Origin of the sequence: Stenotrophomonas sp. Bg11-02, assembly GCF_002836635.1 — a bacterium.
GTDB lineage: Bacteria > Pseudomonadota > Gammaproteobacteria > Xanthomonadales > Xanthomonadaceae > Stenotrophomonas > Stenotrophomonas lacuserhaii.
In genome coordinates, this window is record NZ_PJAY01000061.1 from 26479 (window position 1) to 39769 (window position 13291).

At 68.1% G+C, this 13291-nt stretch carries 12 protein-coding genes, 1 pseudogene and 1 riboswitch; of the genes and pseudogenes, 5 read left to right on the top strand and 8 right to left on the bottom strand.

Annotated features, from left to right (window positions below; genetic code table 11):
• Positions 1–50 precede the first annotated feature (50 nt).
• Together CXG43_RS11985 and gph are read left to right on the top strand one after the other, a co-directional pair.
• Positions 51–953, top strand: coding sequence for a LysR family transcriptional regulator (locus tag CXG43_RS11985; protein ID WP_101100270.1), 903 nt, complete (start codon positions 51–53; stop codon positions 951–953).
• Positions 954–1025: 72 nt separating this feature from the next.
• Complete coding sequence (gph, locus tag CXG43_RS11990) at positions 1026–1697, top strand: phosphoglycolate phosphatase (protein WP_101100148.1); 672 nt, start codon at positions 1026–1028, stop codon at positions 1695–1697.
• Positions 1698–1825: 128 nt separating this feature from the next.
• On the opposite strand, the gene btuB is transcribed toward gph, so the two are convergent.
• Complete coding sequence (btuB, locus tag CXG43_RS11995) at positions 1826–3664, bottom strand: TonB-dependent vitamin B12 receptor (protein WP_101100149.1); 1839 nt, start codon at positions 3662–3664, stop codon at positions 1826–1828.
• Between the two features lie 114 nt (positions 3665–3778).
• Positions 3779–3999: riboswitch (cobalamin riboswitch) on the bottom strand.
• Positions 4000–4164: 165 nt separating this feature from the next.
• Between btuB and CXG43_RS12000 the strand changes: the two genes are divergently transcribed.
• Complete coding sequence (locus CXG43_RS12000; RefSeq protein WP_101100150.1) at positions 4165–4752, top strand: histidine phosphatase family protein; 588 nt, start codon at positions 4165–4167, stop codon at positions 4750–4752.
• A gap of 169 nt (positions 4753–4921) precedes the next feature.
• Here CXG43_RS12000 and CXG43_RS12005 read toward each other — a convergent pair.
• The 6 genes and pseudogenes from CXG43_RS12005 to msrB all read right to left on the bottom strand — a co-directional run.
• Positions 4922–5188 (bottom strand): annotated as a pseudogene (locus CXG43_RS12005) (TfoX/Sxy family protein); the annotation flags it as partial.
• The gene (locus CXG43_RS12010; protein WP_101100152.1) at positions 5185–5667 is read right to left on the bottom strand and encodes a GAF domain-containing protein; all 483 of its coding nucleotides are present in this window, start codon (positions 5665–5667) and stop codon (positions 5185–5187) included. The pseudogene CXG43_RS12005 and the gene CXG43_RS12010, both read right to left, overlap by 4 nt.
• A 9-nt stretch (positions 5668–5676) precedes the next feature.
• Entirely contained in the window at positions 5677–7122 is a 1446-nt protein-coding gene (locus CXG43_RS12015) for a PLP-dependent aminotransferase family protein (protein ID WP_101100153.1), read from the bottom strand.
• A gap of 133 nt (positions 7123–7255) precedes the next feature.
• Positions 7256–7993 carry a peptide-methionine (S)-S-oxide reductase MsrA gene (gene msrA / locus CXG43_RS12020; RefSeq protein ID WP_101100154.1) on the bottom strand — a complete coding sequence of 246 codons (738 nt, stop codon included), beginning with the start codon at positions 7991–7993 and terminating at the stop codon, positions 7256–7258.
• Between the two features lie 9 nt (positions 7994–8002).
• Complete coding sequence (locus CXG43_RS12025; protein ID WP_101100271.1) at positions 8003–9766, bottom strand: cytochrome c biogenesis protein DipZ; 1764 nt, start codon at positions 9764–9766, stop codon at positions 8003–8005.
• 28 nt (positions 9767–9794) lie between these two features.
• Positions 9795–10352 (bottom strand): peptide-methionine (R)-S-oxide reductase MsrB, encoded by a 558-nt coding sequence (gene msrB / locus CXG43_RS12030; RefSeq protein WP_101100272.1) that lies wholly within the window; start codon positions 10350–10352, stop codon positions 9795–9797.
• Between the two features lie 140 nt (positions 10353–10492).
• Here msrB and CXG43_RS12035 point away from each other — a divergent pair, with 140 nt between their 5' ends.
• Together CXG43_RS12035 and CXG43_RS12040 are read left to right on the top strand one after the other, a co-directional pair.
• Positions 10493–11215: a response regulator transcription factor gene (locus tag CXG43_RS12035; RefSeq protein ID WP_101100155.1), complete on the top strand. Its 723-nt coding sequence runs from the start codon at positions 10493–10495 to the stop codon at positions 11213–11215.
• Positions 11212–12678, top strand: a complete 1467-nt coding sequence (locus CXG43_RS12040) for a HAMP domain-containing sensor histidine kinase (protein ID WP_101100156.1) — start codon at positions 11212–11214, stop codon at positions 12676–12678. Before CXG43_RS12035 ends, CXG43_RS12040 begins: the two co-directional genes overlap by 4 nt.
• A gap of 214 nt (positions 12679–12892) precedes the next feature.
• Here CXG43_RS12040 and queD read toward each other — a convergent pair whose 3' ends face one another.
• Positions 12893–13258 (bottom strand): 6-carboxytetrahydropterin synthase QueD, encoded by a 366-nt coding sequence (gene queD, locus CXG43_RS12045; RefSeq protein WP_101100157.1) that lies wholly within the window; start codon positions 13256–13258, stop codon positions 12893–12895.
• Positions 13259–13291 lie beyond the last annotated feature (33 nt).

Genomic DNA, 13291 nt, shown 5'->3' on the forward strand with positions numbered 1-13291 from the left:
TGATCGAAAAACAGCGTATAACGATCATGTTTGTTGCATGGATCGAGCAGATGGACCGACTGACCGCCATCGATGTGTTCATTGAAGTCGCCGAGCGCGGCAGCCTGACCGCAGCTGCGGAGGCGCTGGACATGTCGCGGCCGATGGTCACCCGCTACCTTGCCGCGCTGGAGCAGTGGCTGGGTGCGCGCCTGCTGCACCGGACCACCCGCCGGGTCGGGCTGACCGGGCCGGGCGAGATCGCGCTGACGCGGTTCCAGCAGATGCGTGGCGTGCGCCAGGAGCTGGAAGACGAGCTGGCCAGCCAGGATCCCGAACCCCATGGCGTGCTGCGGGTGACGGCCAGCGTGTCGTTCGGCCAGCTGCACCTGGCCCCGGCCGTAGCCGACTACGTGAAGCGCTACAAGCAAGCGCGTATCGAACTGTTGATGGTGGACCGCATCGTCAACCTGGTGGAGGAGCGGATCGACCTGGCGGTTCGCATATCGCGGCAGATCGACCCGGCATTGATCGCGCGTCGGCTGGCCGATTGCCGTTCGGTGCTGTGCGCCGCGCCGGCCTACCTGCAGCGGCAGGGCACGCCGAGCAGCGCCGAACAGCTGGCCACGCACAACTGCCTGACCCACCATTACGTTGGAAAGGGCGTATGGCGCCTGCAGCGGGATGGACGCGAGGTGGCGGTCAGCGTGAGCGGCAACATCAGTGCCAACGATTCGTCGCTGCTGCTGGAGGCGGTGCGCAGTGGCACCGGCATCGCGATGCTGCCGGCCTACCAGGTGAATCCGCTGTTGGCCAGCGGTGAGCTGGTCGCATTGCTCGCCGATCATTCGCTGGAAGAAATGGGACTGCATGCGGTGTATGCCTCGCGTCGGCAGCAGTCCACCCTGCTGCGCAGCTTCGTCGATTTCCTGGTGGAACGGTTCTCCAGCCCGGCGTTTGCCGCGTACTGCTAGCCAGCCCCGGTCAATGAAGTGGCCGTGGGCGGCCGTTACACTGCAGGCTCCCCCGCATGACATGGCAGGCCTGTGAGCGACGTAGCGACGTACCCGTATCCGCTGGTGGTGTTCGACCTGGACGGCACGCTGGTGGACAGTGCCGGCGACATCGCCGAAGCATTGAACCGCACGCTGGAAGACTGGCAGCTGCCGCGGGTGGCCGAAGCCACCGTACTGACCTGGATCGGTGACGGCGTGCGTCGGCTGGTGGAGCAGGCGTTCACCGCGGCAGGCAGCACGATCGACCTGGATCGGGTGATGCCGGGCTTCATGGTGCACTACCGCGAGTGCCTGCTGCGCAGCCCGCGGCTGTTCGATGGCGTCGCCGAGGCACTGCAGCAGCTGCAGGAACGTGGTGTGCCGATGGCGATCTGCACCAACAAGCCGAGTGCGCTGGTACAACCGCTGCTGGATCACCTGGGCATCGGTGATCGGTTCGCGCTGGTACTGGGCGGCGATTCGTTGCCGCAGCGCAAGCCCAGTGGCGAGCCGCTGCGGCATATCGCCGGCCACTTCGGTGCTGCGCCCGGCGAGTGCCTGATGGTGGGGGATTCGTTGACCGACTACCGCGCCGCGCTTGATGCCGGCATGCCGGTGGCGCTGGTTCGTTACGGCTATCCCCGCGGGCTGGACCTGCAGCACAACGCGGCGGTGGCGGTGGTCGACGACCTGCGCCAGTTGCCGGGCTTGCGCGCGGGCTGAGGGCCCGCTGCGCTCGCCGACCATGGGTACGCCGGTCGTCCTGACCGGCACCCCACGGGCCGTCGCAAGCGACGTTGGCAGCGGCTCCTGCCGCTGCCTTCGGCGCGACCGATGACGGGCCGTGCGCGTTACTTCGGCTGGTAACGCACGCTCAGCTGGTATTCGCGGCCTGGCTGGTTGTACCAGGCGACCGTTTCGTAGCGGCGGTCGAACAAGTTGGCGGCCCTTGCGAGCACCGACCAGTCATCGCTGAGCGCGTACTCCAACCGCAGGTCCAGGGTGCCATAGCCCGCGAGCTTCACCGTGTTGGCGGCATCGTCGTAGCGCTTGCCGGCGCCGAAGCCGGTCAGGCCGACGCGCAGGTCGCCGAAGCGGCGGTCCAGGTCGATGCGAGCGGTCTGCTGCGCACGTCGCGCCAGCCAGTTGTCGTACTGCGCACCGACGGTACGGTTGCGCGGTGCGGTGTAGCTCAGCTGTGCGTTGAGGTCGAAGCCGGCCAAGGTGGTGGCGCCGGTCAGCTCGGCGCCGCGGATGCGGGCCTTTTCCACCTGGGTCATGCCGAAGGTGGCCGCGTCGTAGGTGATCAGGTCATCCACGCGCGTCTCATACACATCCAGGCCCCAGCGCCAGCCCTGGCCCTGCTGCGCGATGCCGATGTTGCTGCTGCGTGCCTTTTCCGGATCCAGCGTGGCCACCCCGCTCCACGGGTCGTACAGATCGCTGAAGGTCGGCGCCTTGAACGCGGTGCCGTGGCTGGCGGTGAGCTTCCAGCCCGCGCCCAGTTCCAGACCCCAGGCCAGTGAACCGGTGGTGTGGTTGCCGAACTGCTGGTTGTCATCGTTGCGCACGCTGGCCTGCAGCTGGTGCCGGCCGAAGCGACCCTGGTACTGCACGAACACGCCGGTGTTGTCACGGCTGTCGACCAGGTAGCCGGCGCTGCTGCCATCCAGGCTGTCATCACTCCAGTCCACGCCGCCGCTCAGCAGCTGGTTGTCGGCCAGGCTGGCGTCGACCTGCAGCGAGGCGCTGTCGCGATGGGTCTGCGCGCTGCCAAACGCATCGAACGGTCCGCTGTTGTCCGATTCGTTGTCGCTGCGGCCGATACTGGCAGTCACCGCCAGGCGCTCGGACGGGGTGTAGCGGAGCTTGCCGCCGAGCACCTGCTGCAGCGTTTCAGAGTAGTTGTAGTAGCCGTCGTAGTGGTTCTCGCCTTCGGCGCGCAGGGCGCTGCCTTCCACGCTCCACTGTGGGTTGAAGGTGTAGCCACCACGCGCGCTCTTGGAAAGATTGCGGTAGCCATCGCGATCCGGCTCGTCCGCGCCACAGCCCTGGAAGGTCGCCGCCGAACCGCGGCACGCATCGATGCCATCGCTGTGCTGGTAGGCGATGTCCAGGCCGAACCAGCCACGCTCGGTACCGCCGCCGATGCCGCCACTGGCCTGGTGCAGGCCGTTGCTGCCGCCGCCCAGTTCCAGGTGCGGTGCGAAGCCGCCGCTGCCACGCCGGGTGAAGATCTGCACCACCCCGCCGATCGCATCGGCGCCGTACAGGCTGGACTGCGGGCCGCGCACGATCTCCACGCGTTCGATCTGCGCCAGTGGCAGGTCCTGCAGCATGGCCAGGCCGAAGTCACCGGTGTTGATGCGCACCCCATCGACCAGCACCACGGTGTGCGAGGAATTGGTGCCGCGCAGGAACAGCGACGTCTGCTTGCCGAGTCCGCCGGTGTTGGCCAGGTTGATGCCGGCGCGGCCGCGCAGCAGGTCCTGCAGCGAGGTGGCCTGGCTGGCCTGGATGGCGCTGCGGTCGATCACCTGCGCCGGGTTGAGGCTGTCGGCAAGCGCGATCGGGGTACGCGTGGCGGTGACCAGCACCTGGTCCAGCGCGGTGGCCGCGTCCTGTGCGCCAGCCATGCCAGGCAGTGCGGCCAGCACGGCCAGGGAGAGGATTCGGGACTGCAATGTCATGGGGTAACTCCAACTGCCGCGCACGCCCGCGCGGACAAAAAGGGAGCTGCAACGCGGGGACAGGGCGATGCGCACCGCGCAGGACGCGGTGGCCGTCGCCGATGCCCACCGCATCGCAACCTGGTGCTTCCGGGCCGGTCTCCGGGCTTGCCGTCGGTGGAGGTCCACCGGGCGGACGCCTTCCCATGCCCGGGGGCACAGTGGCGTGAGGTCCGCTTGTGACGTGCTTACCGTTGCGGGGGCAGCGCCGGAGTGGCATCACCTGGATGCGTCACCGGCTTCCCGTTTCAACCTGCCAGCCGACGCCGCAGGTCACCTTGAAGTGCGCGCAGTCTAAGCCATCGCGTGCGGTGATGCAGGCCGCGTGCGTCGGTGCACTAGAATGGCCCCTGTTTCGTTCCAGATCTGCCCATGACGTCCATGCCGTACTGCGTTGCCCCCTTGTCCCAAGGCCCGGGTGCCTGCCCGCTGATCCCGGACCGGTGCAGCGGGGCCAAGCGATGATCCTGGACCTGGTCCGCCACGCCAGCACCGGCCGCGACACCCACTTGGACGGTCGCACCGATCCGCCGCTGCTGCCCGGGGCGCACGATGCGCTGTGCGCGGCTTACCAAGGCCATGAGTGGGAACGGGTGATCAGCTCGCCACGCCTGCGCGCGCTGCATACCGCGGTCGCGCTGGCGGTGCCGCGCGGGCTGGACGTGCAGCCGGATGCAGAGTGGGAAGAACTCGATTTCGGCGACTGGGACGGCCTGGCGATCGAGGCCCTGCCGGAACAGGAACTGCTTGGTTTCCATCGCGATCCGCATGCGTTCGCCCCGCCGAATGGCGAAAGCTGGGGTTGCTTCGAGCGCCGCATCGCGCGCGCGCTGGACCGATTGTTCGATGAGGAAGAAGAGCAGGACGCGGCACCGACGCTGATCGTCAGCCATGGAGGGCCGCTGCGGATGGTGCTGTCGCAGGTGTGTGGCCTGCCGGTGGCACTGTGCTGGGCGCTGCGCATCGACCACGGCACGCGCCTGCGGCTGCGGGTGGAGCGCGGGGACGCGGGGCTGTGGGGCGAACTGCTGGAACTGCAGCAGCCCTGATGGGGGGCGCCGGCGCCGAAAGCGTGACGACCAACGGTCGTCACCCACCACGGCCAGCGGTCGTCACCCACCACGGCGAGCGGTCGTCACCCACCAGGATCAAAAGCCGTCAGTCGTTGTTGTCGTCGAAGCGATGTTCGCGTACCGGGCCGGAGGCAGGCCCCGGCGCTTTCAGCGGCTGCAGGGCGATGCGCGCTTCGTAATCCTGCACCAGCGCGCTGCGCTGGGCTTCGGTCAGGTCCTGCCAGTGGCAGTCCAGCAAGGCGCCTTCCAGCGAATACAGCAGGTTGAGGCTGGGCTTGAAGCCGGCCCTTCGCACCTTGACGAAGGCCCCCACCGAGCCGATGGCGAGCAGTTCTTCGCGGCTGCGCAGGCCGACCTGGCGCAGCCATGCCGCGCTTTTCGGGCCGATGTTGCGCAGCTGCAGGGTGCTCATCGCAGTGCGTCGATGAACACGGCGGCGATGGCTTCCAGGCCGGCCTGGTCGTCGGCATCGAAACGCGCCAGCAGCGGGCTGTCGAGGTCGAGCACGCCGATCAGGGCGCCATCCTTGACCAGCGGCACCACCAGTTCCGAACGCGAGGCCGAATCGCAGGCGATGTGGCCCGGGAAGGCGTCGACGTCGTCGATGCGCTGGGTCACGCGTTCGGTGGCGGCCGCACCGCACACGCCCTTGTGCAGGGGAATGCGCACGCAGGCGGGCAGGCCCTGGAACGGGCCGACCACCAGCTCGGTGCCGTCGAACAGGTAGAAGCCGGCCCAGTTGAGGTGGGGCACGGCATGGTAGATCAGCGCCGAGAGGTTGGCCGCGTTGGCGATGCGGTCGCTCTCGCCATGCACCAGGCCACGGGCCTGGTCCAGCAGCTGGGCGTATTGTTCCGGCTTGCTGCCGGTCAGCGAAGAAGTGGCGAACATGCCGCCAGTCTAGCAAGGCACGGCGGTGCTGGCGGCCAGTGCCGTGGCCAGCGCCCCGATCCTCGCAATGCCCGCCATGTAACGCGCATCCAGCTCCTGGCAGCAGGACAAGCGCAGGCAGTGGCGGTAGCGCGCGCCGCGCGAATAGATCTGGCCGGGCATGAACACGATGTCCTCGGCCAGTGCCTGTTCGAACAGCTCGCCGGTGTCCACGCCGGGAATCTCCAGCCACAGCAGGAAGCCACCGGTGGGTTCGGTCGCCCGCGTGCCGGGCGGGAAATGCTGGGCAACCAGCTGCCGCACCTTGCTGGTCTGCTCGCGGTACAGGCGGCGCATGCGGCGCAGGTGGTGCTCGTAGTTGCCGCCTTCCAGGAAGGCGGCGACCGCATCGCCGAGCAGCCTTGATTCGGCGCCGCTGGAATGGAACTTGAGCAGCGCGATGCGCTCGATGAAACGCCCGCCTTCCAGCCAGCCGACGCGGTAGTCCGGTGCCAAAGTCTTGGAAAAACCCGCGCACACCATTACCCAGCCATCGCGGTCGAAGGCCTTCAGCAGCGGCTCCAGCGGTTCACTGTGCTGCAGTTCGGCGTACACGATGTCTTCGATCACCGGCAGGCGGCGTGCATTGGCCAGTTCGGCCAGGCGCTGCTTGGCCGCCACCGGCATGGTGCAGCCCAGCGGGTTGTGCACCGTGGGCATCACCACCAGCGCGGCCAGTGCGGTAGTGTCAAGCAGCGCATCGAGTGCTTCCACGTCCAGGCCCCGCTGCGGGTGGGTGGGCAGTTCGATCGCCTGCAGGCTAAGGCTGGCCAACAGGGGGTAGAGGTTGAAATACGACGGCGCTTCGATGCCCACCGCATCGCCCGGTTCAGTCACCGCGCGCAGCGCCAGTTGCAGGGCCTCCATTGCCCCATGGGTGAGCGTGATCCGGCCGGGCACGGTGTGCAGGCCCATCCGCGGGCCGCGCTGCACGATCTGCCGGATCAGGGCCTGTGAACCGTCCGGGCGCGCATATGTTTCCACCGTGGCCAGGCTGCGGCGCAGCACCTGCGCGGTGGCCCGCTGCAGCTGCACGCCGGGATAGAAGGCGCGCCCGCGCGGGCCGGCGAAGGCCAGGTCCAGCACTTGTGGCCGCTGCTGGGCGGCAAGCACCCGCGCCAGCATCGCCGGCTGGCTCGGCGCAGTGGGCTCGGAGGGTGCATCACGCAGCGATCGAAGGGGAACCTGCAGGCGGGCGGCAACTTCGAAGCCGGACCGCGGCAGCGGCACCACCAGCCCGGCATCTTCGAGTTGCCGGTAGGCGCCGATCACGGTGTTCAGGCTGACCTTGCGCTGCTGCGCCATCTGCCGCAGCGAGGGCAGGCGCGCACCGCTGGGCAGGCGACCGGCGTGGATCGCCAAGGACAGCTCATCGGCCAGTTGCTGGTAGCGGGGCGGGACGGCCAGGGTGGCCATCTGTATCCAACCAAACAGGGGGAGCCTGCCACTGTAACCCTGTTTCCCTTCGCTCTACGATGCGCCTTGCTGGCATCAGCTCCGGCATTTCCCCCACGCACGCCCTTGATGGACGTGCGTTTTTTTTGCACGCTTACTTCATCGGCACCAGCACCGGATCGCGGCGGTACAGCTGCGGGAAACGCTGCTGCAGGGCCACCAGCTTGGGTGCGTCGTAGTAGCGGATGTAAGCGGCCTGCGGCTTCCGCTCCAGGTAATTCTGGTGGTACGCCTCAGCCGGGAAGAAGCGCTTGCCGCTGCCCAGCTCGGTCACCACCGGAGACGAGAACGAGGTGCCGATCTGGCCCACGTAGGCACGGTTGGCGGCCTGTTGTCGGGCATCGTCGCTGAAGATGGCGGATCGATACTGGGTGCCGTGGTCCGGCCCCTGGCGATTGAGCTGGGTCGGGTCGTGCGCCACCGAGAAGAACAACTGCAGCAGCTGGCCATAGCTGACCTGGCGCGGATCGTAGTCAACCCGTACCGCTTCAGCATGGCCGGTACGACCGCTGCTGATGGTCTCGTAGCGTGCCGTCGATGCGTCGCCGCCGATATAGCCGGAGACCGCGTTGCCCACGCCCTTGACGTGCTGGAACACGCCCTGCACGCCCCAGAAGCAGCCGCCAGCGAATACCACGCTGGCCTGCGTGCGCTCGTCCTTGAACGCCGCCGCTCCCGCCGGCGCGGGCAGGGCGCGGCTTTCTTCGGCGGCGCGCGCCGGCCCCATGCCGGCGCCGTTGGCCGGTCCTGCATCGACCGCGAACACCACCAGCGCCCCGACCACCAGCGCGGCCACTGCCGCGGCGATACCTTGTTCCAGTGAGAGTTTCATAAGACCTCCTCAGCCAAACGTAAACGCGTAGGCCTGGACACCCGGGTCCAGGAACTCGATCTCGAACAGGTGCTCGCCGATGTCCGTGCGCTGGCGCACCAGTTGGTACAGGCGATGCTCATCGACCACGCCGGTGCCGTCGGGCTGCACATCGCCACCGGCATCGGCGGCCTGCAGCGGCTTGCCATCCAGCAGCACGCGGAAGCGGATCGGCTTGCCGTCTGCCGCAGGCGCCAGCACCAGATGCAGGTCGCGGGCATGGAAGCGGAAGGCGATGCGTCCGCCTGCCGCCGCCAGCGTGGCCGACTCCTGGTCGACCGACCACCGGCCCTGCAGCGCCCACTGGTTCAACGCCCACTGCTGCGGAAGGTCGTAGTCGAACGCCTGATCTTTACGGAAGCCACCGGGTGAGGCGAAGTGCTCCGCACGCGCATGGCCGAGGTAGGTTTCCGGCGAACGCAGATTGCCCATGTCGGCCTGCTCGGCAACGCCTTGCAGGGTGGCGGCGGTGGGGTCGGCCGGTGGTGGCAGGTTGGTCTGGCCCGCTTCCTGCAGCAGCCGGCGGATCACCTGCTCGGAGTGCGCATAGTTGCCCTCGCCGAACTGGTGCGCGCGGATGCGGCCCTGCGCATCGACGAAATAGTGCGCTGGCCAGTAGCGGTTTTCGAACGCGCGCCAGATCGCATAGTCGTTGTCCAGCGCGACCGGATAGGTGACCTTGAGCTGCTCGACCGCACGCATCACGTTGCGTGGATTGCGCTCGAAGGCGAACTCCGGGGTGTGCACGCCGATCACCACCAGGCCGTGGTCGCGATAGCGCTCGGCCCATTCGTGCACGAACGGCATCGCGCGCAGGCAGTTGATGCAGGAGTAGGTCCAGAAGTCGATCAGCACCACCTTCCCGCGCAGTTGTTCGCGGGTCAGCGGCGGACTGTTGAGCCAGCCGGTGGTGCCTTCCAGGGCAGGCAGCTGGCCTTCGACCGGCAGCGGCACATCAGCGGCGGCCGCGCCGGTGCTGGTCATTGCCACACCGCCCGGCTGCGCGCCCGGGACGGCGTCCAGCAGGCCCTGTTCCAGCCGCGCCGTGCTGACCGCGGACAAGCGGGTGAGGACCCCCGTGTCCCAGCCCATTGCGATGGCGACCACCGCCAGCAGCGCCGCCACGCCGAGCACGCGGCGCAGCACGTTGCCCAGCCCCAGGCGTGCCTTCAGCGCATTGAAGACGCGGCCGCCCACCCACACCGCCAGCGCGAGCGCGGTGACCGCGCCCAGGGCATAGGCAAGCAGCAGGCTGCTGGTGCTGGCGCTGGCGCCGTTGAGCGCCGCTCCGGTCAGCACCAGGCCGAGGATCGGTCCGGCGCAGGGGGCCCACAGCAGGCCGGTGGCGATACCCACCAGCAGCGACGTACCGGCGCCACCACGGCCGGCATCGTCGGCGGCATCGGCACGCGCGCTGAGGCGGGCGCCGACGCGCTGGAACGGCGCCAGCAGGCGGTCGGCAAAGGCCGGCCACAGCAGCGCCAGGGCGAACACCGCCATGACCACCAGGGCGACCCAGCGGCCGATCTGGTTGGCCTGTGCCACCCACGCACTGCCTACGGCAGCCAGGCTGGCCACCACGGTGAAGGTGATCGCCATGCCCAGCAGCAGCGGCAGGGTACTGCGCAGGAACGAGCCGCCGGCACGCGCGAACACGAACGGCAGCACCGGCAGGATGCACGGACTGAGCAGGGTCAGCAGACCCCCCAGGTAAGCCAGCAGCAACAGCATCAGCGACGCTCCATCAACAAGGGAAAGGACATCAGACCGGAACCCGCCAGGCGCTGCCGGCATCGTTGGCATCGGTGCTGGCGGCAGGCTCGAAGGTCAGCGCGGCACCGTTCATGCAGTAGCGCAGTCCGGTCGGACGCGGGCCATCATTGAAGACATGACCCAGGTGCCCGCCACAGCGGCGGCAGTGGATTTCCACGCGGACCATGCCGAACAGGGTGTCGCGCTGTTCGCCGACGGCATCGTGCAGCGGCGCCCAGAAACTTGGCCATCCGGTGCCGCTGTCGAACTTGGTCGAGGAGGAAAACAATGGCAGCGCGCAGCCGGCGCAGTGGAAGGTGCCGCGGCGCTTCTCGCGGTCCAGTGGGCTGCTGCCCGCACGTTCGGTCGCCTGCTGGCGCAGCACGGCATACTGCGCCGGGGTCAGCTGCTGCTTCCATTGGGCGTCGCTGCGCATGATCTCGTAACGGCGGGCAGGCGCGGCTTCGGCGGCGGCCGGCGCGGCACGGCTGCAGGCGCCGATGCCCAGCACGCTGGCGGCAGCGGCCATGCCCCCCAGGCCAAGCAGGTGACGTCGGGACAGTGACATGGCCATCTCCAGCAGGGACGATGGGGCCATGCTGCGCCCCTGCGGATCAACGAATCCTCACAGAGAGTTCAATTTTCCGTGATACATCGGGGTCGGCCTGCGCTGACAATGCCCCCACGCTTCCTGATTGCGCTACCTCCATGACTGACGCCCAGCGTGTCCTGATCGTCGAAGACGACGTCCATATCGCCGACCTTCTGCGCCTGCACCTGGCCGACGAGGGCTATACGGTGGTGCATGCCGCCAGCGGCGATGACGGCATGCGGCTGCTGGAACAGGACGGTCCGTGGGATGCGCTGGTGCTGGACGTGATGCTGCCGGGCGTGGATGGCCTGCAGATCTGTCGCCGTGCGCGGGCGATGGCGCGCTACGTGCCGATCATCATCATCAGTGCGCGCGGCAGCGAGACCCAGCGCATCGTCGGGCTGGAACTGGGCGCCGATGACTACCTGGCCAAACCCTTCTCCATGCCCGAACTGGTGGCGCGCGTGCGCGCGTTGCTGCGGCGTGCCGAGGCGATGGCGCAGAGCGCGCGGCTGGACGCCGGGGTGATCGAGCTGGGCAGCCTGCGGCTGGATCCGCTGGCGCGCGTGGCGCTGCACGCCGGCAGGGAACTGGAGCTCACCCCGCGTGAGTTCGACCTGCTGTTGTTCTTCGCCCGCCACCCGGGGCAGGTGTTCGCACGCGCGGAGCTGCTGGACCAGGTGTGGGGCTATGGCCACGATGGCTACGAGCACACGGTCAACACCCACATCAACCGGCTGCGCAACAAGATCGAAGCAGACCCGGCCAACCCGAAGCAGATCCTCACGGTGTGGGGCCGCGGCTACAAGCTGGTCGGTGCCGCCGGAGGTGGTGCATGAGGTTGCGCCTGCGCCTGTGGCAGAAACTGGCGGCGGTGTTCGCCGCGCTGCTGGTGCTGTGCAGCCTGGCGCTGCTGGGCATGCAGATGCGGATGGCGCTGCGGCACGAGCAGGAAGTGGCGCAGCGGCTGTCGCTGGGGCTGGCCGGGCATATCGCCCAGCGCAGCGAGCTGATGGACCAGGCCGGGATGCGCGAGCCGGAAGTGCGCGCGCTGTTCGGCCAGTTGATGGCGGTCAACCCCAGCGTGGAGGTGTACCTGCTGGATGACCAGGGCCGCGTGCTCGGCCACGATGCGCCCAGTGGCCACCTGCATCGCGACCGGGTGGACGTGGCGCCGCTGCAGGCGCTGCTGGCCGGCGCGCCGCTGCCGATCCTTGGCGATGATCCGCGCAGCAGACACGGGCGCAAGGTGTTCAGCGTGGCGCCGCTGGTGGTGCAGGGCAGGTCGGCGGGTTATGTGTACGTGGTGCTGGTGGGCGAGCAGCGCCAGATGCTCGCCGACGACCTGGCCGCGAGCAGCCAGTGGCGGACCATGCTGTGGTCGGTGGCGCTGGTTGCGGTGCTGGGCATGCTGGCCGGCCTGGTGGCGTTCTACTGGGTGACCCGTCCGCTGCGGGAGCTGACCCGGCGCATCCAGTCCTTCGACATCGATGCGCCCACCGACCTGCCTTCGCTGCCCGCCCTGCGCGGGGATGAGCGCGACGAACTGCTGATCCTGGAGCATGCCCACGCACAGATGGCCCACCGGCTGGGCGAGCAGTGGCAGCAGCTGCGGCAGCAGGACCTGCAGCGTCGCGAGATGGTGGCAAATATTTCGCACGACCTGCGCACGCCGCTGGCATCGCTGCATGGGTACCTGGAAACACTGGCGATGAAGGAGGCGACATTGAGCGTGGAAGAGCGCCGCCGCTATCTTTCAATCGCGCTTTCGCAGAGTGCCAAGGTCGGCGGACTGGCACGCGCGCTGTTCGAGCTGGCGCGTCTGGAACACGGACAGGTGCAGCTGCAGTGGGAAGTGTTCGCCCTGCCGGAGTTGCTGCAGGACGTGCTGCAGAAATTCGAGTTGTCCGCCCAGGCAAAAGGCCAGCAGCTGGATGCCGGGTTCCCGCAGGGACTGCCGCTGGTGCGTGCCGATGTCGGGCTGGTGGAGCGGGTGCTGACCAACCTGATCGACAACGCGCTGCGGCACACGCCGCAGGGGGGACACGTGCACGTTGCGTTGGCGGCCGATGCGGACAACGTATGGGTCACGGTCAGTGATGATGGCCCGGGCGTCGATGCGGGGGTGCGCGGCACCTTGTTCCAGGCGCCTGCAGCGCTCGGGCCGCGGCGTGGCGAGAACGGTGGGCTCGGCCTGCTGATCGTGCAGCGCATCGTGCAGTTGCACGGCCGCCAGATCGCCCTGCTGGAGACCGCGCAGGGTGCGGCGTTCCGGTTCGCCCTGCCACGGGCACGGCCATAGGCAAAAAAAAAAGGACCCGACAGAGGGAGGGATCTGTCGGGTCCTGCGACTGCACGGGGGGAGGGACCCATGCAGTGTCCTGGCGGTCTGCGGCTCCGGAATCCGGTGATTCGCGACCTGTTGCAGTGCAGCATACGCCTTTCGTGCTGCATTGCAACAGGGGCTGGGGAATTTTCAGCCGCGATGAAAATCGCGTTCAGGATCAATCGCTTGCTCAGCGGCTGGCGGGGCCCCGATAGCGGCAGCCGGAGGTGCAGGTCTCGTGCACCGTGATTTCGCTCAGTTCCGGCAGCACCGGCTTCAGCTCCTGCCAGATCCACGTGGCGAGGTTCTCGCTGGTCGGATTTTCCAGGCCCGGGATGTCGTTGAGGTAGTGATGGTCCAGGCGGTCGTAGATCGGCTGGAACGCGGCTTTGACGTCGCCGAAATCCATGATCCAGCCGGTTTCCGCGCCGGGCTCGCCTTCCACCTTCAGCTCCACCCGGAACGAATGCCCGTGCAGGCGCGAGCACTTGTGGCCCGGGGGCACGTTCGGCAGCCGGTGGGCTGCCTCGATCATGAAGACTTTGAAGATTTCCATGCCGCGATTGTAGCGGCCCGGGGACGACAAAGC

What these genes read in the sequence shown, in the direction of transcription:
- CXG43_RS11985 (WP_101100270.1), top strand. Translation starts at nt 51, where the DNA reads ATGGACCGACTGACCGCCATCGATGTGTTCATTGAAGTCGCCGAGCGC.
- btuB (WP_101100149.1), bottom strand. Translation starts at nt 3,664, where the DNA reads ATGACATTGCAGTCCCGAATCCTCTCCCTGGCCGTGCTGGCCGCACTG.
- CXG43_RS12000 (WP_101100150.1), top strand. Translation starts at nt 4,165, where the DNA reads ATGATCCTGGACCTGGTCCGCCACGCCAGCACCGGCCGCGACACCCAC.
- CXG43_RS12010 (WP_101100152.1), bottom strand. Translation starts at nt 5,667, where the DNA reads ATGTTCGCCACTTCTTCGCTGACCGGCAGCAAGCCGGAACAATACGCC.
- CXG43_RS12015 (WP_101100153.1), bottom strand. Translation starts at nt 7,122, where the DNA reads ATGGCCACCCTGGCCGTCCCGCCCCGCTACCAGCAACTGGCCGATGAG.
- msrA (WP_101100154.1), bottom strand. Translation starts at nt 7,993, where the DNA reads ATGAAACTCTCACTGGAACAAGGTATCGCCGCGGCAGTGGCCGCGCTG.
- msrB (WP_101100272.1), bottom strand. Translation starts at nt 10,352, where the DNA reads ATGTCACTGTCCCGACGTCACCTGCTTGGCCTGGGGGGCATGGCCGCT.
- CXG43_RS12035 (WP_101100155.1), top strand. Translation starts at nt 10,493, where the DNA reads ATGACTGACGCCCAGCGTGTCCTGATCGTCGAAGACGACGTCCATATC.
- CXG43_RS12040 (WP_101100156.1), top strand. Translation starts at nt 11,212, where the DNA reads ATGAGGTTGCGCCTGCGCCTGTGGCAGAAACTGGCGGCGGTGTTCGCC.
- queD (WP_101100157.1), bottom strand. Translation starts at nt 13,258, where the DNA reads ATGGAAATCTTCAAAGTCTTCATGATCGAGGCAGCCCACCGGCTGCCG.